Annotated in this window: 16 protein-coding genes and 1 tRNA gene; 10 read left to right on the top strand and 7 right to left on the bottom strand. The window is 73.0% G+C overall.

Annotated features, from left to right (window positions below):
• Window positions 1-89 precede the first annotated feature (89 nt).
• The gene (locus tag ABD832_RS15965; protein WP_344895130.1) at window positions 90-1,358 is read left to right on the top strand and encodes a DUF418 domain-containing protein; all 1,269 of its coding nucleotides are present in this window, start codon (window positions 90-92) and stop codon (window positions 1,356-1,358) included.
• Between the two features lie 4 nt (window positions 1,359-1,362).
• On the opposite strand, the gene ABD832_RS15960 is transcribed toward ABD832_RS15965, so the two are convergent.
• From ABD832_RS15960 to ABD832_RS15950, 3 genes are all read right to left on the bottom strand, one after another.
• A complete protein-coding gene (locus tag ABD832_RS15960; protein WP_344895127.1) occupies window positions 1,363-1,755 on the bottom strand; it encodes a VOC family protein in 393 nt (130 codons plus the stop codon).
• 113 nt (window positions 1,756-1,868) lie between these two features.
• Window positions 1,869-3,164, bottom strand: coding sequence for a GH39 family glycosyl hydrolase (locus ABD832_RS15955; protein WP_344895124.1), 1,296 nt, complete (start codon window positions 3,162-3,164; stop codon window positions 1,869-1,871).
• A 308-nt stretch (window positions 3,165-3,472) separates the two neighbouring features.
• Entirely contained in the window at window positions 3,473-4,498 is a 1,026-nt protein-coding gene (locus ABD832_RS15950; protein WP_344895121.1) for a phosphotransferase family protein, read from the bottom strand.
• A 198-nt stretch (window positions 4,499-4,696) separates the two neighbouring features.
• Here ABD832_RS15950 and ABD832_RS15945 point away from each other — a divergent pair, with 198 nt between their 5' ends.
• Window positions 4,697-5,779, top strand: a complete 1,083-nt coding sequence (locus ABD832_RS15945; protein ID WP_344895118.1) for a GNAT family N-acetyltransferase — start codon at window positions 4,697-4,699, stop codon at window positions 5,777-5,779.
• A 6-nt stretch (window positions 5,780-5,785) separates the two neighbouring features.
• On the opposite strand, the gene pdxR is transcribed toward ABD832_RS15945, so the two are convergent.
• Complete coding sequence (gene pdxR / locus ABD832_RS15940; RefSeq protein WP_344895115.1) at window positions 5,786-7,447, bottom strand: MocR-like pyridoxine biosynthesis transcription factor PdxR; 1,662 nt, start codon at window positions 7,445-7,447, stop codon at window positions 5,786-5,788.
• Window positions 7,448-7,514: 67 nt separating this feature from the next.
• Here pdxR and ABD832_RS15935 point away from each other — a divergent pair, with 67 nt between their 5' ends.
• The 8 genes from ABD832_RS15935 (at window position 7,515) to ABD832_RS15900 (ending at window position 16,178) form a co-directional block, all read left to right on the top strand.
• A complete protein-coding gene (locus tag ABD832_RS15935; RefSeq protein ID WP_344895112.1) occupies window positions 7,515-8,159 on the top strand; it encodes a pyridoxamine 5'-phosphate oxidase family protein in 645 nt (214 codons plus the stop codon).
• 83 nt (window positions 8,160-8,242) lie between these two features.
• Window positions 8,243-10,180 carry a serine/threonine-protein kinase gene (locus ABD832_RS15930; RefSeq protein ID WP_344895109.1) on the top strand — a complete coding sequence of 646 codons (1,938 nt, stop codon included), beginning with the start codon at window positions 8,243-8,245 and terminating at the stop codon, window positions 10,178-10,180.
• 130 nt (window positions 10,181-10,310) lie between these two features.
• Window positions 10,311-12,017 carry a serine/threonine-protein kinase gene (locus ABD832_RS15925; protein ID WP_344895106.1) on the top strand — a complete coding sequence of 569 codons (1,707 nt, stop codon included), beginning with the start codon at window positions 10,311-10,313 and terminating at the stop codon, window positions 12,015-12,017.
• A complete protein-coding gene (locus ABD832_RS15920) occupies window positions 11,983-13,536 on the top strand; it encodes a protein kinase family protein (protein ID WP_344895103.1) in 1,554 nt (517 codons plus the stop codon). Before ABD832_RS15925 ends, ABD832_RS15920 begins: the two co-directional genes overlap by 35 nt.
• Window positions 13,537-13,593: 57 nt before the next feature.
• Window positions 13,594-14,976 carry a DUF2510 domain-containing protein gene (locus ABD832_RS15915; RefSeq protein ID WP_344895100.1) on the top strand — a complete coding sequence of 461 codons (1,383 nt, stop codon included), beginning with the start codon at window positions 13,594-13,596 and terminating at the stop codon, window positions 14,974-14,976.
• A gap of 23 nt (window positions 14,977-14,999) precedes the next feature.
• Window positions 15,000-15,602 (top strand): oligoribonuclease, encoded by a 603-nt coding sequence (gene orn, locus ABD832_RS15910; RefSeq protein WP_344895097.1) that lies wholly within the window; start codon window positions 15,000-15,002, stop codon window positions 15,600-15,602.
• 76 nt (window positions 15,603-15,678) lie between these two features.
• Window positions 15,679-15,754: transfer RNA gene (locus ABD832_RS15905), tRNA-His, on the top strand.
• Between the two features lie 157 nt (window positions 15,755-15,911).
• Window positions 15,912-16,178: a helix-turn-helix domain-containing protein gene (locus ABD832_RS15900; protein WP_344895094.1), complete on the top strand. Its 267-nt coding sequence runs from the start codon at window positions 15,912-15,914 to the stop codon at window positions 16,176-16,178.
• Between the two features lie 8 nt (window positions 16,179-16,186).
• On the opposite strand, the gene ABD832_RS15895 is transcribed toward ABD832_RS15900, so the two are convergent.
• The 3 genes from ABD832_RS15895 to trhA form a co-directional block, all read right to left on the bottom strand.
• Complete coding sequence (locus tag ABD832_RS15895; RefSeq protein ID WP_344895986.1) at window positions 16,187-17,074, bottom strand: IS5 family transposase; 888 nt, start codon at window positions 17,072-17,074, stop codon at window positions 16,187-16,189.
• Between the two features lie 121 nt (window positions 17,075-17,195).
• Complete coding sequence (gene lat, locus ABD832_RS15890) at window positions 17,196-18,494, bottom strand: L-lysine 6-transaminase (RefSeq protein ID WP_344895091.1); 1,299 nt, start codon at window positions 18,492-18,494, stop codon at window positions 17,196-17,198.
• A 348-nt stretch (window positions 18,495-18,842) separates the two neighbouring features.
• Complete coding sequence (gene trhA, locus ABD832_RS15885) at window positions 18,843-19,514, bottom strand: PAQR family membrane homeostasis protein TrhA (RefSeq protein ID WP_344895088.1); 672 nt, start codon at window positions 19,512-19,514, stop codon at window positions 18,843-18,845.
• Window positions 19,515-19,545 lie beyond the last annotated feature (31 nt).

Genomic DNA, 19,545 nt, shown 5'->3' with positions numbered 1-19,545 from the left:
AGGTCCTCCGGCCCGCGGCCGTCCCGGGCCATACTGGGCACGTTTCGCAGGGAGGACTCGCGTCCCGGAACGCACGAAGGACGAATCGGATGCTCGCAGGGGAACCCCGTGGCGGCGGGGCGGGAGCCCCGGCACGGGCCTCGGGACGCCGGATCGAGGCGGTCGACGCGCTCCGCGGCTTCGCGCTCTTCGGCATCGTGGTGGTCAACATGACCTACCTGGCCTCGGGGTACCGGATGGCGGGGCTGGCCGCGCCGATGTTCTCCACCCCGCTGGACTGGGGGACGCGCTGGTTCGTCTCGGTGCTCTTCGAGAACAAGTTCTATCTGCTCTTCGCGTTCCTGTTCGGCTACAGCTTCACCCTCCAGGTCGACTCGGCCGACCGGGCCGGGACGGCGTTCGCACCCCGGTTCCTGCGCCGCCTGGGAGGGCTCCTGCTGCTTGGCGTCGCCCACGGCGTCCTGCTGTTCCCCGGTGACATCCTGGCCACGTACGCGGTGGTGGGGCTGGTCCTGCTGGTGGTGCGGCGGATCACCCCGCGTACCGCGGTGATCGCGGCGGTGGCGCTGACGGTCGCACTCGCCGCGGGCGTGCTGCTGCTGGCCGGGCTGGCGATGCTGGGTGCCGACGCCTCAGGGGCGGTCTCCGAGAACGCCGCCGAGGCGGCCCTGTCCGACCGTGCCCTGCACGGCTCCGCATCCATGATCATCGGTGAGCACCTGCACCGGCTGGCCAAGATCCTGCTGCTGCGGGTCTTCTTCCAGGGGCCCACGGTGCTCGCCGCCTGCCTGGTCGGGATGGCCCTGGGCAAGCTGAGGCTGCTCTCCGACCTGTCGGGGTACGCGACCGCGCTGCGGCGGCTGCAGTGGGCGGGGTTCACCGCGGGGTTCGCCGGGGCCCTGGTCTACGCGCACTCCACCTGGTCGGGCGGGGGGCACGCGTACCACATGGTCGGGCAGTCGGTGAACCTGGTCACCGCGCCGCTGCTGGCCGCGGCCTACGCCGCCACCCTGCTGCGGCTGCTCCCGCACAGGCAGCGCCTGAACGATCTCCTCGCACCCCCGGGCAGGCTGGCGCTGACGAACTACCTGGGGCAGTCGCTGGTCGGCTCACTGATCTTCACCGGGTACGGGCTGAGCCTGGTGGACCGGCTCGGCCCGTTCCCTGCGGTGTCGATCGGCGTCGCGGTCTTCGCCGTCCAGGCCGTATGGAGCCGGTGGTGGCTGCGACGGCACCGGTACGGGCCGACGGAGTGGCTGCTGCGCTGGTTCACCAACTGGCGCCGGCCCGGCCGCCCGCCGGTCTCCCCGATCCTCGGGCCACCCTCCGCACCGGACGACGGCCGGGGAACCGGGTGAGGGCTCAGGCGGGGCCGAGCAGGTCCCAGCGGTTCCCGGCGATGTCGGTGAAGACCGCGATCCGCCCGTAGGGCTCGGTGCGCGGCACGGTCACGAACTCGACCCCGGCCGCCGTCATCCGCGCGTGGGCCGCGTCGAAGTCGTCCACCCGCAGGAAGAAGCCCACCCGGCCGGCGATCTGGTTCCCGACGACGGCGGCCTGGTGCGCGCCGTCCGCACGGGCCAGCAGGATGCCGGTCTCCCCGCCGGGAGGGCGGACGACGACCCAGCGCTTCGGACGGCCGTCGTTCGTCAGCGAGGGCGAGTCCTCGACGAGATCGAACCCCAGGGCCTCGACGAAGAACGCGACGGCCGGGTCGTAGTCGTCCACGACGATCGTGACCAGGTCGATTCTCATCCTGGTGATCGTAGTGTCCCGGCGGCCGGACGACCGTACCCGCAGGACCTGACGGGATCCCGGGAAAACCGGACGACCGGCCGAACGGCCGTACTCGCAGGACCGGACGGCCGTCAGGCCACGGCGCGCTCGCTCCACCTGACCTCGTACGGCCTCAGCTGCACCTGCCTGCCGTCCACGACGGTGTTCACGGCCGCGTTCGCGGTGTTGACCATCACGAGCTGACGCTCCTGGGCCAGGACGCGCACCCTCGGGTCGGAGGAGGCGACCGCCTGCAGCGTGACCCCGAGCGGGAACCACTTGGCGAAACCGCTCAGGACGCCCGCCATGGGCAGCTCGGCGCCGGTGTCGGGATGCCAGAGGCAGCCCGGGCAGGGCTCGTCGCCACCGGCGGACTTGAGCTGGGGGTTCCAGTAGAGCGAGGTGGTGACGCCGCTGGTGGCGAACTCCATCATCGCGGCCGTCTGGACGGCGATCCGGCGCTCCTCGGTCCAGTCCCTGCTGTTGGGCTCGACGTACCACTCGGCCCACCAGACCGGCAGGCCGCCGCTCTTCTGCCGCAGCCAGGTGCTGAGGACGCCGAACTTGCCGAGGGCGGTGAACTCGTCGGGGTAGGCCCCGGCCTCCTTGGTGACCGAGGCGCCGTCCACCACGATGAAGTCGGCGCCCTTCTTGTTCTGGATCCAGTACTGGATCGCCTCCAGGTCGCGCTGGTCGATGCTGCCCCAGGGGCCCTGGAGCTCCGCTCCGGCGGCGACGGTGCTGCTGCTGCCCACCGACACGTACGGGCCGCCGACCTGGATGTCCTCGTCGACGGCCTTGAGCGCCGTGTAGACCTTGTTGTAGAAGTCGGTGTAGCCCTCGATGTCCCACCGGTTCTGGGCCGGGTTCCAGAAACCCTTCAGCTCGTTCCACACCATGAAGTGCTTGACCGTGGGGTAACGCCTGGCCACGGTCGCGGCGAGCTCGGCGTAGTCGTCGAAGTGCTCGCGCAGCGGCGCGGTCTCCAGCTGCGACCAGTCGGTCCGGCCGCTGGTGCCGCCCTTCATCCAGTCGGGCGAGCAGCAGAGCGTGATGATCGGAAGGGCCTTGGAACCGGCCATGAACATGATGCGGCGGTCCAGGTCGCGGAAGTCGTTCTTGCCCGGCGCGGGCTCGGGGTTCCCGGCGCCCCAGCCCATGATGTGCTGGTTCTGCAGGAACGGCACCCGGCCGAGGACGTGCGAGGCCGCGTCGGCGACCCTGCGGCTCGCGTTGTCGGCGCTGAACTGCGTATGGGTGATGCCCCAGCGCGGCCACTGCTCGACGGTGGGGGGCTGCTCCAGCGTCGGGGCCGCCTGTGACGGGGGGATGGTCATCTTCTGCCCGCGGGGCACGTCGGGCCTGGCCGCCAGGGTGATGATGCTCACCACGAGCACCACCGTCACGACCAACGCCCCCAGTGCGACCGGCCAGGCCGGGCGCCGTCGCTGGTGCCGTCCGCTAGTCGGTATCACCGGTTCCTCGATCCTCGCAGGTCAACGAATGTAGCGTTCCACGGTGGCGGCGGTCGTGACGGCCCCCGGGACCGGTTCACAGGTAAGCGTTACCGACCGTCTCACCAGCGTATCCAGAGCCGCTTGCGCGACGCTTGAAACTTCTACCGTAGGTGCCCGCGGACCGTGGATCCGCCGGTCGGCGCCGTGCCGGTGATCGAACGGGACGCCCGGCGCGCGGGTCAGCCCTCCAGGACCCGCAGGGCCCGGTCGAGGAGGGTGGGGACGGCGGCGCCGATGTTCTCGAATCCCTCGCCGACGGTCTTGCCCTGCCTGAACCTGGCGTGGATGCCCTCCACGATGACGGCGAGCTTGTAGTTGCCGAAGGCGACGTAGAAGTCCAGGTCGGTCAGGTCGGCCCCGGAGACCCGGGCGTAGTGGGCGGCGAACTCGCGGGCGGTGAGGAAGCCCGGGGCCACGGTGACGTCCCCGGCGACCGGGATCGAGGCCCGTTCCTCGTCGCCGGGGTCGTGCCAGTAGGTCAGGGTGAGGCCGAGATCGGCCAGCGGGTCGCCGAGGGTGGACATCTCCCAGTCGACGACGGCGAGGATCTCCGGGTCGGGCGAGAGCCGTACGAGCGTGTTGTCGAGCCGGTAGTCGCCGTGCACCAGCGTCGAGGCCGAGCGCGCGGGCAGCCGCTCGCGCAGCCGGGCCACCAGCCGGTCGTAGGCGGGCGACTCGGCGGTCCTCGACCGCTCCCACTGCTGTCCCCAGCGCTCCAGCTGGCGGGCCATGTACCCCTCGGGCCGGCCGAAATCGGCCAGACCGGCCCGCTCGTAGTCGACCGCGTGGATCGCGGCGAGCACCTCGGCCAGCCGCTCCGACAGCCTCCGGGTCTGTTCTGGTCCGAGATCCCGGACGTCCTGGCGGCTCCGTACGGCCGCGCCGTCCACGTGCGCCATCAGGTAGAACGGCGCGCCGATCACGTCGGGGTCGGCGCAGAAGGCGACCGGCTCGGGCACCGGGACGCCGGTCGGCGCGAGCGCCGAGATCACCCGCCACTCCCGCCTCATGTCGTGGGCGGTCGGCAGCACGTGTCCCAGCGGGGGCCGGCGGAGCACCAGGCGGCGGGCGGGGGTCTCGACGACGTACGTCAGGTTCGACCTGCCCCCGGCGATCAGGGAGATCCCGGCCGGTTCCCCGGCGTCGGGGACGTTGGCCGCCATCCATCCGACGAGACGGGACCGGTCGATGCCAGGGGTGCTCATGGCCACCAATTAGAACGCCACTCGGGCGAGCCGCGCCAGCCGGGCCCGCACAATGAGATCCCGAAACGTTGCCTTCCCCCGGGCCTTCACCATGCGGCGCGTCCTTTATCGTTACATTACGTGCCTACCCGCATGCTTGGGCTTACGGCATCCTTCTCAGGATGACGTAGGGGAACCCGCACACCCCAGTAGGAGCTCATGCGCGTCTCAATCGTTCAGCCCCGTGATCTCGGACCGGCCGACATCGACCGGTGGCGGACACTGCAGGGGGCCGACCCGGCCTTCGACAGCCCGTTCCTTTCTCCCGAGTTCACCGTCACCGTCGGCGCCCTGCAGGAGCGCGTCCGGGTGGCGGTCCTGCACGACGGGCCGGACACGGTGGGGTTCTTCCCCTTCGAACGTCATCCGCTGGGCATCGGCATGCCGGTGGCCGCGGGCCTGACCGACGCCCAGGGGCTGATCCACTCCAAGGACGTGGAGATCGACCCGCAGGCGCTGATCAGGGCCTGCGGCCTGGCCGTCTTCGAGTTCGACCATCTGATCGCCGGTCAGCCGCTGCTGCTGCCCGGACACGAGCGGCACCCCTCGCCCATCATCGACCTGCGCGACGGCTTCGAGGCGTACGTCGAGACGATCAAGGTGCGCTCCGGCAAGACGTACCGCTCGACGGCCTACAAGAGCCGCAAGCTCCAGCGCGACGTCGGCCCGCTCCGGCACGACTACGCCGTCACCGACCTGGCGCCGCTGCGCACCCTGCTCGGCTGGAAGACCGAGCAGTACCGCCGCACCGGCCGCAGCGACCGGTTCGCCAAGCCCTGGATCGTGGAGCTGGTCGAGCGGCTGCTCGCCACCGACACCGAGCACTTCGGCGGGGTCCTGGACATGCTGTACGTGGACGGGAAGCCGGTCGCCGGGCACTTCGGGCTGCGCACCGCCACCACGCTCGCCGGCTGGTTCCCCGCCTACGACACCTCGTTCGCGAAGTACTCCCCCGGCCTGATCCACCACCTGGCCATGGCCGAGAAGGCGGCCGAGGCCGGGATCCGGGTGATCGACATGGGCCGTGGCGAGAAGGAGTACAAAGAAAAGCTCAAGAACGGCGAGTACGAGGTCGCCGAGGGCCGTGTCGCCCGGATGAGCGCCGGTGCCGGGGTGCACTGGATGCTCCGGGTGCCGGTGCGCAAGGCGCGCGGCACGGTCCTGGCGAACCCGCTGCTGCGCACGACCGCCGACCGCGCCTTGAAGACCTACGGCAGGCTTCGGACGTCGCTGCAGTCCTGACGACGCTCATCGCGGGGTGGGAACGTTCCCACCGGGCCCGGCCCGCCCCGCGAGCTCCGCGAGCTCCGTGGGCCCCGCGAGTCTCGTGGGACCGGCGCGTCCCGGCACCACCGCGCGTCCGGTACGTCCCACGGGTCCGGCCGGCTCCGCCCGTTCCGCCAGTTCTTCCGCGAGTTCCGCGACCAGTGACAGGCCCCGCCGGATCTCCGCCGGGGACTCCGCGCCGTAGCCGATGACCAGGCCGTGCCGCAGCGGCGGCCCGTGGTAGTGGCGTTCCAGCGAGTCCAGCAGCACGCCGTGGGCGGCGGCGGCCTCGACCAGGGGGGCGACCACGTGCTCCGGCAGCTCCACCAGGACGTGCAGGCCCGCGGTCTCGCCGGTCAGCCCCGGCCCGAGGACGTCGACGACCGTGGCGCGGCGGCGCGCGTACTCCAGCCGCATCCGGCGCAGGTGACGGTTCAGGTCCCCCCGCTCCAGCAGGATCGACACCGCCTGCTGGGCCGCGCCGCCGGTCCGGTCGGCCAGGTCGTCCCGGGTGACGGCGACGGCCTCGACCAGCTCCGGTGAGGCGACCAGCCAGCCGACGCCGATGTCGGGGGTCAGCGCCTTGCTCAGGCTGCCCAGCAGCACCACCCGCCCGGGGTCGAGGCCGTACAGGGCGGGCAGCGGGGCGACGTCGTAGCGGAACTCGGCGTCGTAGTCGTCCTCCACCACGATCGCGCCGGTACGGCGGGCCCAGGCCAGCAGCCGCTCCCGGCGCGCGACGGGCAGGCGCCCGCCGAGCGGGTACTGGTGGGCCGGGGTGGTGTAGAGCAGGCGCAGGTCGTCCGGGAGGGCCTCCACGATCACGCCGTCGTCGTCGACCGGGCAGGGCACCACCCGCGCGCCCCGCCCGGCGAAGGCGTTCCTGGCGACGCGGTAGCCGGGTTCCTCGACACCGGCCCGGTCACCGGGCCGCAGCAGGGTGGCCGCGATCAGGTCGAGCCCGTTTCCGGTGCCCCGGGTGACCATGACGCTCGACGGCCCGACCGGGATGGCCCTGGTCCTGCGCAGGTGCTCGGCCAGGGCCTCGCGGAGCCGGGGCAGGCCGCGCTGGTCGGGGTCGACCGCCGGAGGAAGGTCGGCCGCACCGCGCCAGGCCCGGCGCCAGGCGGCCCTGTCGTAGTCGTGGACCCACGGCATGCCGGGACGCAGGTCGATCACGCGTCCCTCGCCCGTCCGGGGTGCGGCCTGCCGCCGCGAGGACCGGGCGGCGCGCCCGTCCCCGGGGGGCGGCACCGCCTCCGCGACCCCCCGGTGGCCGTCGCGGCGATCCCCCGCCGGGGACACCGAGGACACTGGGGACACCGGGGACACCGGGGACGACAGCACTCCCGGGGACGCCGGGGGCACCGGCGCCGCGGGCACGATCACGTCCGCCACGTAGGTGCCGGAGCCGTGCCGGCCGTCGAGCCAGCCCTCGGCGTACAGCTGCTGGTAGGCCTCGGTGACGACGGTGCGGCTGACCCCGAGCTGGCGGGCGAGGGCACGGCTGGAGGGCAGGCGCTCCCCCGACACGAGGGCGCCCCCGCGCATGGCGGCCCTGAGGCTGTCGCCCAGCTGGACGGCGAGCGGCCTGCCGGCGTCGCGGTCCAGGGACACGGGCAGGTCGACGGCGGGGCGTGGCAAAGTGGTCTCCTGTAAGCGCACGAGAGTGGACATGGTGTCCATGTCCACTTCTTCCTAGGGTAGTGCCATGCTCTCTACGACTCCCCGCACCACCCTCGGCCGCGCCAAGGACAGGAGCCGCACCGGTCGCGAGGACCTGTACGCGGTGCTCGACGCCGGGCTGGTCTGCCACCTGGGCGTCGTGGCCGGAGGCGTCCCGATGGTCGTCCCGACCGGTTACGGCCGGATCGACGACACCCTCTACCTGCACGGTTCGACCGGGGCCACCTCGCTGCGGGCGGAGGGGGAGGTCTGCGTCACCGTGACCCACCTGGACGGCATCGTGCTGGCCCGCTCGTCCTTCAACCACTCGATGAACTACCGCTGCGCCATGATCTACGGCCGTCCCCGCCGGGTGAAGGACGCCGAGGAGCGGCTGGCCGCGTTGCGGGCGATCACCGAGCAGCTCGCCCCGGGCCGCTGGGACGCCACCCGCAAGCCGACCCCCAAGGAGCTCGCCGCGACCGCGGTGCTGGCCCTGTCGCTCTCCGAGGCGTCGGTCAAGGTGCGCCAGGGCCCGCCGCTGGACGAGGAGGAGGACTACGCGCTGCCGATCTGGGCCGGGGTCCTGCCGCTCCACCAGTCCTGGGGGACACCGGAACCCGATCCGGCGATGACGGCCGACCTGCCCGTCCCCGATCACGTGGCGTCCCGAACCATACCCGTTCGGTAAGGGACGGCGGCCAACCGGCCCCGTGCGTCACGCGTCTCCCATCTGTGAGGGCCGCATCCGGCCCCGCGGACCCTGGAGGCGTCATGACGGCCAGCGGCTGGACACCGCCCGGCTACACCGAGCTGCGCGCGCTCGGCGCGGGCGGCGGCGGGCGGGTGGTCCTCGCCCGCCACGACGAGTCGGGCACCCGGGTGGCCGTGAAGTACCTGTCCGAGCGCCTCCGGGACGAACCGGGCTTCCTGGCGGGCTTCCGCGAGGAGGCCAGGCTGCTGGTGGAGCTGGCCGACGAGAACGTGACCCGGCTGTACGAGTACGTGGAGACCCCCCGCGGGGCCGCCATCGTCATGGAGGCCGTGGACGGCGCCAGTCTGCGCGCGATCCTGCGCGAGCACGGCTCGACGGGGCCCGAGGCGGCGCTGGCCGTGCTGAAGGGCTCGCTCCTGGGGCTGGCCGCGGCGCACGGGGCCGGGCTGGTGCACCGCGACTACAAGCCGGAGAACGTGCTCGTCCGGCGCGACGGGGTCAGCAAGCTCGTCGACTTCGGCATCGCGGTGCGGGCGGGGCAGGGCGCCCCGGCGGCCGGCACCCCGCCGTACATGGCGCCCGAGCGGTGGACGGGCGGGCCGGCCTCCCCCGCCTCGGACGTCTACGCCGCCACGGCCGTCTTCTTCGAGTGCCTGACCGGGCACCGCCCCTACCGGGCCGGTGAGCGGGTGGTGCTGATGCACCGGCACCTGACCGCGCCGATCCCGGTGGACGAGGTGCCCGAGCAGGTCAGGGAGCTGGTCGCCAGGGGCATGGCCAAGGACCCCCGGGACCGGCCGGCCGGTGCCCGGGAGTTCGTCGCCGAGCTGGAGCGCGTCGCGACCGCCGGCTACGGCGAGGAGTGGGAGGAGCGCGGCCGGTCCCGGCTGGCCGCGCTGGCGCTGCTGTTCCCGGCGCTGCTCGGGGCGGACCCTCCGGCGCCGTCGGCCGGGACCACGCTGTTCCGCACCGTGCTGGACTCGCTCCGGCGCAGGCCCGCCGGTGCGGCGGCCGGCGCCGCCGTCCTGGCGCTGGTGGTGGGCGGCGCCGGGGTGTACGCGCTGGCCTCCGACCGGCCGGCCCGGCCCCGTCAGGCGGCCGCGCCCGCCGCGGCCCCTCCCGCGTCGTCCTCCCCGCTCGCGCGCGGCCGTCTGCTCCCCTCGCCGTCCACCGCGGGGCCCTCCGGCGGGCCGGGGTCGCCCTCGGCCCCTGTCACCTCCCCGGTCACGCCCTCGGCGGGTCCCCTCGGCCCCACCGGGGCCACCACCTCGGCGGGGCCGCTCCCCTCCTCCGCGCCGCCCTCGCCCGGCGCCCCCACCGGGAGGACCGGCACCCCGGCCCCGACGGGCGGGACGACCACCTCGCCGCCCGCCTCCCCGAGGCCCTCGCGGACGCCCGCGGCGACCTCCTCACCGGCACCGCCGACGGCCACGCCGACCCCGGCGGCCCCGGGGTCGTCCCGGGCGCGGGTACGCCGGGTGCAGATCCTGCGGGCGGGCGTCGACGCGCGGGGTGCGGCGTCGATCTCGGTCTCGGTACGGGCCGCGGACACCCGCGCGGTGCGGCTGCGCGTGGTCCTGCGCGCGGGCCGGGCCGTGCGCAGGACCGTCGTGCCGCTGTCCGGGGCGACGGACTACGCCCCCGCCGTCGCGCTCACCCTCCCGAGGTCGGTGTGCGGGACCGCCTGGAGCGTGGTGGCGACCGGCCTGCCCTCGGGGGTCACGAGCACCGCGAGCGGCATCGTGCCCGCCTGCGCCGGGCCGGCGCGCAGGCCGAGACCGGCCCCGGTCACCTCCCCCGTTCCCGATCCCGTCCCGGAACCGGCGGCCGGCCGCACGACCCGCGCCGTCCCCGGGGCCGCGCTCACCCCCGCCGCGCGCCCGGCCGTGGAGTCGCGGTCCACCTCCCGGCCGCGCGCCACCGGCGACGCGAGACCCGGACCCGTGGTCTCGGTCGTCTCCCCAGCGAGGACGGGGCCCGCGGGCTCCACCGGCTGATCGCCGGGCGTCGCGGCCATGAGGTGGCCATGAGAATGATTCGTAAATAAGGCGTGGAAGATGTTTATATGTGGCTAAGCTGCGGTCCGTCTGTTGAGGGTGGGGGGGCCCGACGACTGAGGAGACCGTTATGTACGGCACGCCATCGGCATGGCGAGTCCCGGGGTATACCGAGATCCGCGAGCTGGGGGCCGGTGCCACCGGGCGCGTGGTGATGGCGCGTCACGACGCCGACGGCGTCATGGTGGCCATCAAGTACCTTTCCGAGGAGCTCAGGAGCGACGTCGGTTTCGTCGCGCGCTTCCGGCACGAGGCCCGGGTGCTCAACTCGCTGACCAGCCCGCACTCGGTCCGGCTCTACGACTACGTCGAGACCGGCGAGGGCGCCGCCATCGTCATGGAGCTGGTCGACGGGGTCGCCCTGCGGGCGCTGCTGCGCTCGGAGGGGCCGACCGGCCCGGAGGCGGCGCTGGTCGTGCTCAAGGGCTCGCTCCTGGGGCTGGCCGCCGCGCACTCCGCGCGGGTGGTGCACCGCGACTTCAAGCCCGAGAACGTGATGGTGGAGGCCGACGGGGCGAGCAAGCTCGTCGACTTCGGCATCGCGGTCCGTTCGGGCGACGACGACCTCCCGGCCGGGACGCCGCCGTACATGGCGCCCGAGCAGTGGATGGGCGGGCCCGCGGGGCCCGCCACCGACGTCTACGCGGCCACCGTGGTGTTCTTCGAGTGCCTCACCGGCACCCGGCCCTACCGGGCCACGAACATCGCCGCGCTGGCCCGCCAGCACCAGACCGCGCCCCCTCCGATCGAGGAGGTGCCCCCGGGCCTGCGCGGCCTGGTCGAGCGCGGCCTGGCCAAGCACCCCGCCGACCGGCCGCCGACCGCCGCCGCCTTCCTGACCGAGCTGGAGGCCGTGGCCGCCGAGTCGTACGGGCCGGACTGGCAGGAGCGCGGCCGGCACCGCCTGGCCGCGATGGCCGGGCTGCTGGCGGCGCTGTTCCCGCTGGACGCCCCGCCGTCCCCGGGCGTCGACTCCTCGCTGGCCATGACCGAGCTCGGCGACGACGATCACGACCGCGACTACGACGACGCCGACCGCTCGGAGGGGTCCTCCTCGATCCGCAGGCTGGGCGTGAAGATCCTCGTCGGGGTCGGCTGCGTGGCGGTGATCGGCGGGCTGGCCACGTTCCTGGTGCGCTCGGGCGACCCCACCGAGGTCAAGTCGCAGAGTTCCGTCACGACGCAGAGCCCGTCCCCGGCCGAGACGGTCGTTCCGGCCGAGGAGACCGAGGAGCCGGCCGAGGAGCCTCCGGCCGAGGACACGGCCGATCCGACGCCGTCCCCGAGCACCACCTCCACCGCGGCCCTGCCGCCGGTCACCGAACCGGCCACCACCACCGGCCCGTCGGCGACGCCCACCGCCCGCCCGACGACCCGGCCCACCACCCGCCCGACCAGGCGGGCGACCACCCGGCCGACCGCCGCGCCCGCCCCGGAGGAGGAGCCCACGCCGGAGGAGGACGCCACCCTGGGCGACCCCGGCCCGGGCACGCCGACGACCAGGCAGCCGTCCGCCACGCCGGACTCGCCCCGCCCGACGAACTCCCCGACCCGGACACAGCCGACGAGCACCCCCACCGAGACCGGCGGCTCCAGTCCCGACCCCACGACGACGACCGCCACCCCCACCGGAGGTGTCGGGCTCACCTCCTCGCCCTCACCGGTCGAGACGGCACCGGCGGCGTTCCTCGCGCTGGGCCTGGTGACGAGCGGCGCCGTACCGTTCACACTGGTGGTAGGACGTGGCATGGCGGGACGGCACCGGAGACGCCGGTAGGCGGGAGACCAGCACGATCATGAGCGGCGACCGGGGAGACCTCGGCGGCTTCCGGCTGACCGGTCGCACCTGGGCCGACGACGTGGGGGTCTGGTCGTCGGTCGTCTCGGCCGACGGGAGGCCGGGGAGCGCGCTCAGGTTCGACCCGCGGACGGTCGCCGACCCCGCGGCGCGTGAGCGGCTGGTCGCGGCCGTGGTCGCCGACCGCAGGCTCGCGCAGGGCGGCCCGAACGGCCTGGTCCCGGTCGCCGACCTCCTCATGGCCCGGGGCGAGGTGTGGCTGATCACGTCCCTGCCGGTCGTGCCGACGCTGGGCGACCTGCTGTCCGGCGTGCCGGGGGCACCGGCTCCCGACGCGGGCAGCGCGGCCACCGTGCTGGTGGAGACGGCGCAGGCGCTGCTGGCCCTGCACGCCGCCGGCCTGTCCCACGGCGAGTTCCACCCGGGAACCGTGGTGATCGCCTCGGACGGGTCGGCGCTGCTCGCGAAGCGGGGTCTGGCCGACGCGCTGTCCGGCAGGCCGTCCCTGCCGGAGCGGGACGTGGCGGCCTGGGCGTCGCTCGCCCGCGGGCTGGCCGCCGGCTGGGCCGCGGACGACCCGGAGGGAGCCCGGCTGCTGGAGCGGGTGGCGGCCAGGGCCTCCGCCCGCGGGCTCGCCCCCGCCCGCGACGCCCTGGTCGCCGGACGTGAGGTGCTGCCGGCCGGGTTCGCCACCCGCGACCGGCTCGTACAGACCCTCCACCTCTGGTCGGCGCCGGAGGCCGGGCGCCCGGCGTCCGGGCGGGCGGGTCCCGGGTATCGGGCGGCGGGGCATCCGGCGGCCGGCCAGCCGGTGCCGGGATATCCGGCGCCCGAGTATCCGGTGTCCGTACCGGACGAGGGGGAGATCGTCACCCTGCTGCGCGTCCCGGGCGAGACGGACCGGCACGGCCCGCCGCCTTCGGAACGACCGCCCCCGGAACAGCGGAGCGAGGACGTGGTCATGCGGTTCGGCCCGGGGGTGCCCTCGGAGACCACGGCCGCCCAGCTCTGGCGGGCCGGCCGGGACCTCCAGCAGACCCAGCCCCCCGCCGAGCGGCTCAGGGCCGTCGCGGCCCCTCGCGAACGACGGCGTCGCGGCCGTACGGTCCTCGCCTCGGCGATCCTCGCGCTGATGGTCGTGGCGGCACTGGCGCTCTGGCTGCTCCGCGGCCCGGTGACGCCGCTGGAGGTGACAGGGGTCAGCGTCAGCGCCCCGAAGGGGACGCAGAGGTGCGACGCCAAGATCCGCATCGTCGGCGTCCTGACCACCAACGGCTCGGCGGGAGAGGTCCGCTACCAGTGGAAACGCAGCGACCGCAGGAAGCCGATCGTGCAGAACGACCGGCTCGCGGCCGGGACGACCTCGCACGAGGTGGTCCTGGACTGGACGGTCAAGGGCGAGGGGGACTTCCGGGGAACCGCCACCCTGCTGCTGCTCTCCCCGTCCCCCGCGACCGGGAAGATCCAGGACAAAGCCAGTTTCACCTATAAATGTTGACGAGTGACCGCAAGGTCCACAATGCGGCACAAAGCCGTTCTTACTACTCTGGCGGCCATGACCACGCAGATCCCCTCCGGCTGGTATCCCGATCCCTACGGCTCGCCGCTGCTGCGGTGGTGGGACGGTAGCCAGTGGACCGACGCCACCCATCAGGCGGACGCCTCCGCCGGGCAGGACGGTCCCCAGGGGCCGCAGACGGGCCCCTCCCCCCAGCAGCATCACACCGGCCCCGGGCGGACCGGGCCGTTCCCCGGGCCGGCAGGCCCGGCCGGACCGGGAGCCACCGGCCCGGGGCCCGCGCTGCCGGGGTCGGGCGGGCAGGGTCCCGCGATGCCGGGGCCGGGCGGCACCGGGCCGGGGCCCGTCTGGGCGGGACCCGGTGGGCCGGGCGGACCTGGTGGACCGGGCGGGCCGAGTGGACCCGGCGGGCCGGGGGGAACCGGTCCCGGGCCCGTCTGGGCGGGGCCGGGCGGGCCCGGAGCACCGGGAGCACCTGGAGCACCGGGAGCGCCGTACGGGACGGGTCCCGCCGGGCAGGCCGGGCCCGGGGGACCGTGGAACCGGCAGCCCGTCCAGCACCAGGCGCAGGGCGGCACCCCGGGACCGGCGTGGGGCGGCCCGCCCAACGGCACCGCGCAGATGCCGCTGCCGCCCTTCGGGGCCTACCCGGCGGGGCCGCCGCCGCGCAAGCGCGGCCCGCTCCCGTGGATCCTGGGCGGTGGCGGGGTGCTGGTCCTCATCGTCGTGCTGGTGGTCGCCGCGATGTACCTGCTCGACCCGTCCAACAGGAACGTGACGAGCCCGTCCGTCACCCCGTACACGCCGCCCCCCTCGGCGACGCGGGAGCCCAGCCTGGAGCCGAGCCCGGGCCCGTCGGCCTCCCGGGGTGGCGTGCTGCCCGAGGCCGTGGACGGGCGCGTCACGGATCCGGTGACCGGCCTGTCGTACGAGGTGCCGCAGGGGCCCTGGAAGGTGCCGCCGAGCGTGGGCGGCGGGCTCGGGTTCACCTGGAGCAGCGCGGTCGTGGCCGTCGCCCAGGAGGACTACGACGGCCAGGGCGGTGACTGGCTCGGCAACGTCATGACCGCCGAGCTTCCCGCGTCGTACGGCTACCAGGGGACCACCGGCATGCGCGCGACCGCCGCGACGCTGCTGCAGATCATCGAACCGGCCTTCTACACGCCCCCGCACACCCGGAAGATCATCGAGGACAAGGCGATCAAGGTGGACGGCAGGGACGCCTGGTTGCTGGAGTTCGATCTCGACTTCTCCGATCAGGCCGAGGCCAACGGCTGGAAGTGGAAGAGCGAGCGGGCCGCGTTCGTGATCGTCGACCGGGGCCAGAACGAGCCTCCGGCGCTGGTCTACATCTCCGTACCGGACAATCTCGACACCTCGGTCGTCGACAAGGTGATCAAGTCGTTCAGGATGTCGTGAGAGTGGGGACTACCCTGAGGGCTATGAGTGACCTGCTGGTCTGGATCGACTGTGAGATGACCGGGCTCGACCTCGGCCGGGACGCGCTCGTCGAGGTGGCCTGCGTGGTCACCGACGGCGAGCTCAACCGGCTCGACGAGGGGGTGGACGTGGTCATCAAGCCACCGCCCGAGTCCCTGGAGCAGATGTCGGACGTGGTACGCGAGATGCACACCGCGTCCGGCCTGCTGGAGGCGCTGGGGAGCGGGGTCACGCTGGCCGAGGCCGAGTCCCTGGTGCTCGACTACATCAAGGGGCACGTCAGGGAGCCGAAGAGGGCCCCGCTGTGCGGGAACTCCATCTCCACGGACCGCTCCTTCCTGTCCCGGGACATGCCCGCGGTGGACGCGTTCCTGCACTACCGGATGATCGACGTCTCCTCGGTGAAGGAACTGGCCCGGCGCTGGTACCCGCGGGTCTACTTCGCCTCGCCCGAGAAGCAGGGCGGCCATCGGGCGCTCGCGGACATCGTCGAGAGCATCCGGGAGCTGCGCTACTACCGCGCGGCGGTCTTCGTACCCCAGCCGGGCCCGGATTCCGCCGCCGCGCGGCGGCTGGCCGAGGACGTGTCCACCGGCGACTCCTAAGCGGTTCACGCGAAACCCGGTACGAAACGACTCCCAAAGACCGCTACACTTTTCATGTGCTGCCACGGCGGCGATGGTGGGTGTAGCTCAGTTGGCAGAGCGCTAGGTTGTGGTCCTAGATGCCGGGGGTTCAAGTCCCCTCACTCACCCCACGAGAACGGCCGGTCCCCAGGGACCGGCCGTTCCGCATTTCCCGGTCCTCACTTACCCCCTAAAAATGGATATTACGGGTTATGCTCGCTGCTATCGCTACGCCGTAAGAACCGGGGGTTTCGGCGACCTGACCGTGTTTGCAGCCACGGAGGCCGGATGAGAGTCGACGACGCCCCGTTCGACGCAGGACCCAGCGTCGCGGCGGGTTTGAGCAGGCGTGAGGCCGAGGTCATGGAACTGATCGCGACGGGCCGCTCCAACGGGCAGATCGCGCAGCACCTGTTCCTCAGTGAGAAGACCGTGAAGAACCATGTGAACCGCATCTACGCCAAACTCGGCGCCGACTCGCGGGGGGCCGCGATCGACATGTGGCGGGAGAGGACCCCCTGCCCGGCCGACGCCCTCCGGGAGGGGGAGGCCTAGAGCCTGTTTCAAAGGCAGGTGAGCCAGTCGTTGATGGCGGCGATATGGATGGTGGCCTGGTAACGGACGGCGAGCTTGTCGTATCTGGTGGCGAGAGCGCGGTGGCGCTTGAGCCGGTTGATACCGCGCTCCACGGTGTTGCGATCGCGGTAGTCGATCCGGTCGAAGGCCGGAGGCCGACCGCCTCGGCTGCCGCGTCGTAGCCGTCCTTGAACCCGGTCGGCCGGTTCGGGAATCGTGGCGCGGATACCGCGCCGGCGCAGGTGAGAGCGGATGGCTTGGGAGGAGTAGGCCTTGTCCGCCCGTACCCGGTCCGGACGGGTCCGCGGCCGTCCCGGCCCTACTCTGGGCACCTTGATGGCGGCCATGACCGCCTCGAACTGCGGTGCATCTCCGCGCTGGCCGGCGGTCAGGACCAGCGACAACAGTTTCTGGCCCTGCTCGCACGCCAGGTGCAGCTTGGTCGACAGGCCACCGCGAGAGCGGCCCAGCGCGTGATCGCCGGGTTCGGTCTCCACCCCGCCGGGCGGCTCGGCCTGCCGGTCTGCTGTCCTTGATGCCCCGGCCGCGTGCTGGTGGGCTCGGCAGATCGTGGAATCGACTCCCACCTGCCAGCCGATCAGCCCTTGGGCATCGCCGGCGGCCTGCAGGCCGCACACGATCTGCCGCCAGGTACCTGAGCGCTGCCACCGGCGAAACAAGGAGTACACCGCCTGCCAGGAGCCATAGCATTCGGGCACGTCCCGCCACGGTGCTCCGACCCGTACCCGCCACCGGATCCCGTCGATCAGCTGTCGTTTGGTCCACCGCGAGGGCCGCCCCGGCCTCTTGGCCGCCGGCAGCAGCGGTTCCAAGGCCGCCCATTGCGCATCGGTCAGATCGAACCGCCGCGTCACCGCTAGGGTGGTCACGAGATCTCCGGTGTTCAGGTTCTTCTTGGTCGTTGAACCCTCTACCGGAGATCTCTTTATTTAGCGATCGTTACACACCGCTACATACCGGACTTCGAGACAGGCCTTAGGCCGGGAGACGGCAGCGGGAGCTCTCCAGGGCGTGGGCGATGGCGGACGTGCCCTCCCCCAGCTCCTCGGAGGTGATCGAGAGCGCGGGCCGCAGCCGTACCGAACGTTCACCGCAGGGCAGCACCAGCACCCCCTCCTCGTTCCTCAGCCTGGCCACCAGCAGGTCGCGCTCGGCGGCGTCCGGGAGGTCGAAGGCGCACATCAGGCCGCGCCCGCGGGCGTTCTCCACCAGGCCGGGAAAGCGCGCCTGGATCTCCCGCAGCGTGCCGAGCAGCTCGGCGCCGAGCCTGCCCGCGCGCGGGATCAGGCCGTCGCGTTCGATGATCTCCAGCATCCTGCGGGAGCGGACCATGTCGACCAGCCCGCCGCCCCAGGTGGAGTTGATCCTGCCGCTGGTCTCGAACACGTTGCCGGGCACCGTGTCCACCCTGCGGCCCGCCATGATCCCGCCCACCTGGACCTTCTTGGCGAAGGCCACCACGTCGGGCCGCAGTCCCAGCTGCTGGTACGCCCACGGGGTGCCGGTGGTCCCGCCACCGGTCTGCACCTCGTCCAGGACGAACAGGGCATCGTGCTCGTGGCAGAGCCGTTCCATGGCCAGCAGGAACTCCGGCCGCATGTGGTTGTCGCCCCCCTCGCCCTGGACGGGTTCGGCGATGAAGCAGGCGATGTCGTGGGGGTGGCGCTCGAAGGCCGCCCGTGCCGCGGCCAGCGACCTCTCCTCGGCCGCCTCGACGTCGCCGAGGTGGACGGCGGGCACCGCGATCCTGGGCCAGTCGAACGCCGGGAAGCGGTCGGTCTTGACCGGGTCGGTGTTGGTCAGCGAGAGCGTGTAGCCGCTGCGCCCGTGGAAGGCCCGGGTGAGGTGGAGCACCCGGGTGCCGAGCCCCCGGCCGAGCCCCCGCGACTCGTTCAGGCGGCTCTTCCAGTCGAAGGCGCACTTCAGCGCGTTCTCCACGGCGAGGGCGCCGCCCTCCACGAAGAACAGGTGCGGCAGTTCGGGGTCACCGAGGACGCGGGCGAAGGTGTCGGCGAAGTCCGCGAGGTGGACGGTGTACAGGTCGGAGTTGGCGGGCTTGTTGGCCGCGACCCTGCCGAGGAGCGCCAGGAACTCCGGATCGTCGTCGAACGGGTTCACCCCGAGCGGCGCGGAGGCGAAGAAGCTGTAGAAGTCCAGATAGCTCCTGCCGGTACGGGCGTCCACGAGCCGGGCTCCCCGGCTCCGGTCCAGATCCAGCACCAGCCGGTAGCCGTCCACGAGCAGATGACGGGCCAGACGGTCGTGCACGTCCATGTCCCCTCCAGGGTCACCGGAAAGACGATCCCCCGCTTCAGTGACATGTACCCGGAAACATTACGTACTCGAACCGCATCGGGCGAAGATTCTCCCGGAACTGTCGACGGGGCGCCTGGTGCCCGGGTTCGCGGGGCGGCGCCGAGCCGCGCTGCCGTGTCTCGGGTGTCCCGCGAGGAGCGCCCCGGCGGCAGGTGTCCCGGCGACCGGGCTCCGGCGTCCGGCCGCAGGCCCCTCGGTGACCGTTCCCTTCCCGGCCCGCCTCCCCGGCGAGACCATCACCCGGTCAAATCCCGATATTTCGTATCAAGACGGGCCGTCGTCGATCGCGGACACGCCCCGCGGGGGTCACACCGCCGCGTAGACGACCAGCGAGACACCCGCGTACTGGACCAGGTAGGCGGCGACGGTGAAGGCGTGGAAGACCTCGTGGAAGCCGAACCAGCGCGGGGAGGGGTCGGGGCGGCGCATGCCGTACACGATGCCGCCCGCCGTGTAGAGCACCCCGCCGACGAAGATCAGGGCGACCGCGACGACCCCGGCCCCCGCCAGGAGCTGGGGAAGCACGAACACGGCCGTCCAGCCGAGGCCGATGTAGAGCGCGGTCGAGAGCCAGCGGGGGGCGCCGGTCCACAGCACGCGGAAGAGCACCCCAGCGATCGCGCCCGTCCAGACCACGCCGAGCACCACCGCGGCGGCGGGCCCGTCCAGGGCGAGCAGCGCGAACGGCGTGTAGGTGCCCGCGATGATCAAGTAGATGTTGGCGTGGTCGAGACGGCGCAGCACCTCCTCCAGCCGCGGCGAGAGCGTGCCCCGGTGGTAGGTGGCGGAGATGCCGAAGAGCAGCCCGGAGGTGATCGCGTAGATCGCGGCGGCGAGCCTGGCCTGCAGGGTGGGTCCCAGCGCGACGAGGACGAAGCCGGCGACGAGCGCCACGGGCAGCGCCCCGGCGTGCAGCCAGCCGCGCAGGCGAGGCTTGACGGACTCGGCGGGAGCGAGCCTTTCCGTGATGGTGGCCATGAACCTACGCTAGCGTAACTTACGTGATCGT

This window comes from Streptosporangium longisporum (genome assembly GCF_039534895.1).
Lineage (GTDB): Bacteria > Actinomycetota > Actinomycetes > Streptosporangiales > Streptosporangiaceae > Streptosporangium > Streptosporangium longisporum.
This window is presented reverse-complemented; position numbering and strand designations above follow the sequence as displayed.

What these genes read in the sequence shown, in the direction of transcription:
- ABD832_RS15965 (WP_344895130.1), top strand. Translation starts at nt 90, where the DNA reads ATGCTCGCAGGGGAACCCCGTGGCGGCGGGGCGGGAGCCCCGGCACGG.
- ABD832_RS15960 (WP_344895127.1), bottom strand. Translation starts at nt 1,755, where the DNA reads ATGAGAATCGACCTGGTCACGATCGTCGTGGACGACTACGACCCGGCC.
- ABD832_RS15950 (WP_344895121.1), bottom strand. Translation starts at nt 4,498, where the DNA reads ATGAGCACCCCTGGCATCGACCGGTCCCGTCTCGTCGGATGGATGGCG.
- ABD832_RS15945 (WP_344895118.1), top strand. Translation starts at nt 4,697, where the DNA reads ATGCGCGTCTCAATCGTTCAGCCCCGTGATCTCGGACCGGCCGACATC.
- ABD832_RS15935 (WP_344895112.1), top strand. Translation starts at nt 7,515, where the DNA reads ATGCTCTCTACGACTCCCCGCACCACCCTCGGCCGCGCCAAGGACAGG.
- ABD832_RS15930 (WP_344895109.1), top strand. Translation starts at nt 8,243, where the DNA reads ATGACGGCCAGCGGCTGGACACCGCCCGGCTACACCGAGCTGCGCGCG.
- ABD832_RS15925 (WP_344895106.1), top strand. Translation starts at nt 10,311, where the DNA reads ATGTACGGCACGCCATCGGCATGGCGAGTCCCGGGGTATACCGAGATC.
- ABD832_RS15915 (WP_344895100.1), top strand. Translation starts at nt 13,594, where the DNA reads ATGACCACGCAGATCCCCTCCGGCTGGTATCCCGATCCCTACGGCTCG.
- orn (WP_344895097.1), top strand. Translation starts at nt 15,000, where the DNA reads ATGAGTGACCTGCTGGTCTGGATCGACTGTGAGATGACCGGGCTCGAC.
- ABD832_RS15900 (WP_344895094.1), top strand. Translation starts at nt 15,912, where the DNA reads ATGAGAGTCGACGACGCCCCGTTCGACGCAGGACCCAGCGTCGCGGCG.
- lat (WP_344895091.1), bottom strand. Translation starts at nt 18,494, where the DNA reads ATGGACGTGCACGACCGTCTGGCCCGTCATCTGCTCGTGGACGGCTAC.
- trhA (WP_344895088.1), bottom strand. Translation starts at nt 19,514, where the DNA reads ATGGCCACCATCACGGAAAGGCTCGCTCCCGCCGAGTCCGTCAAGCCT.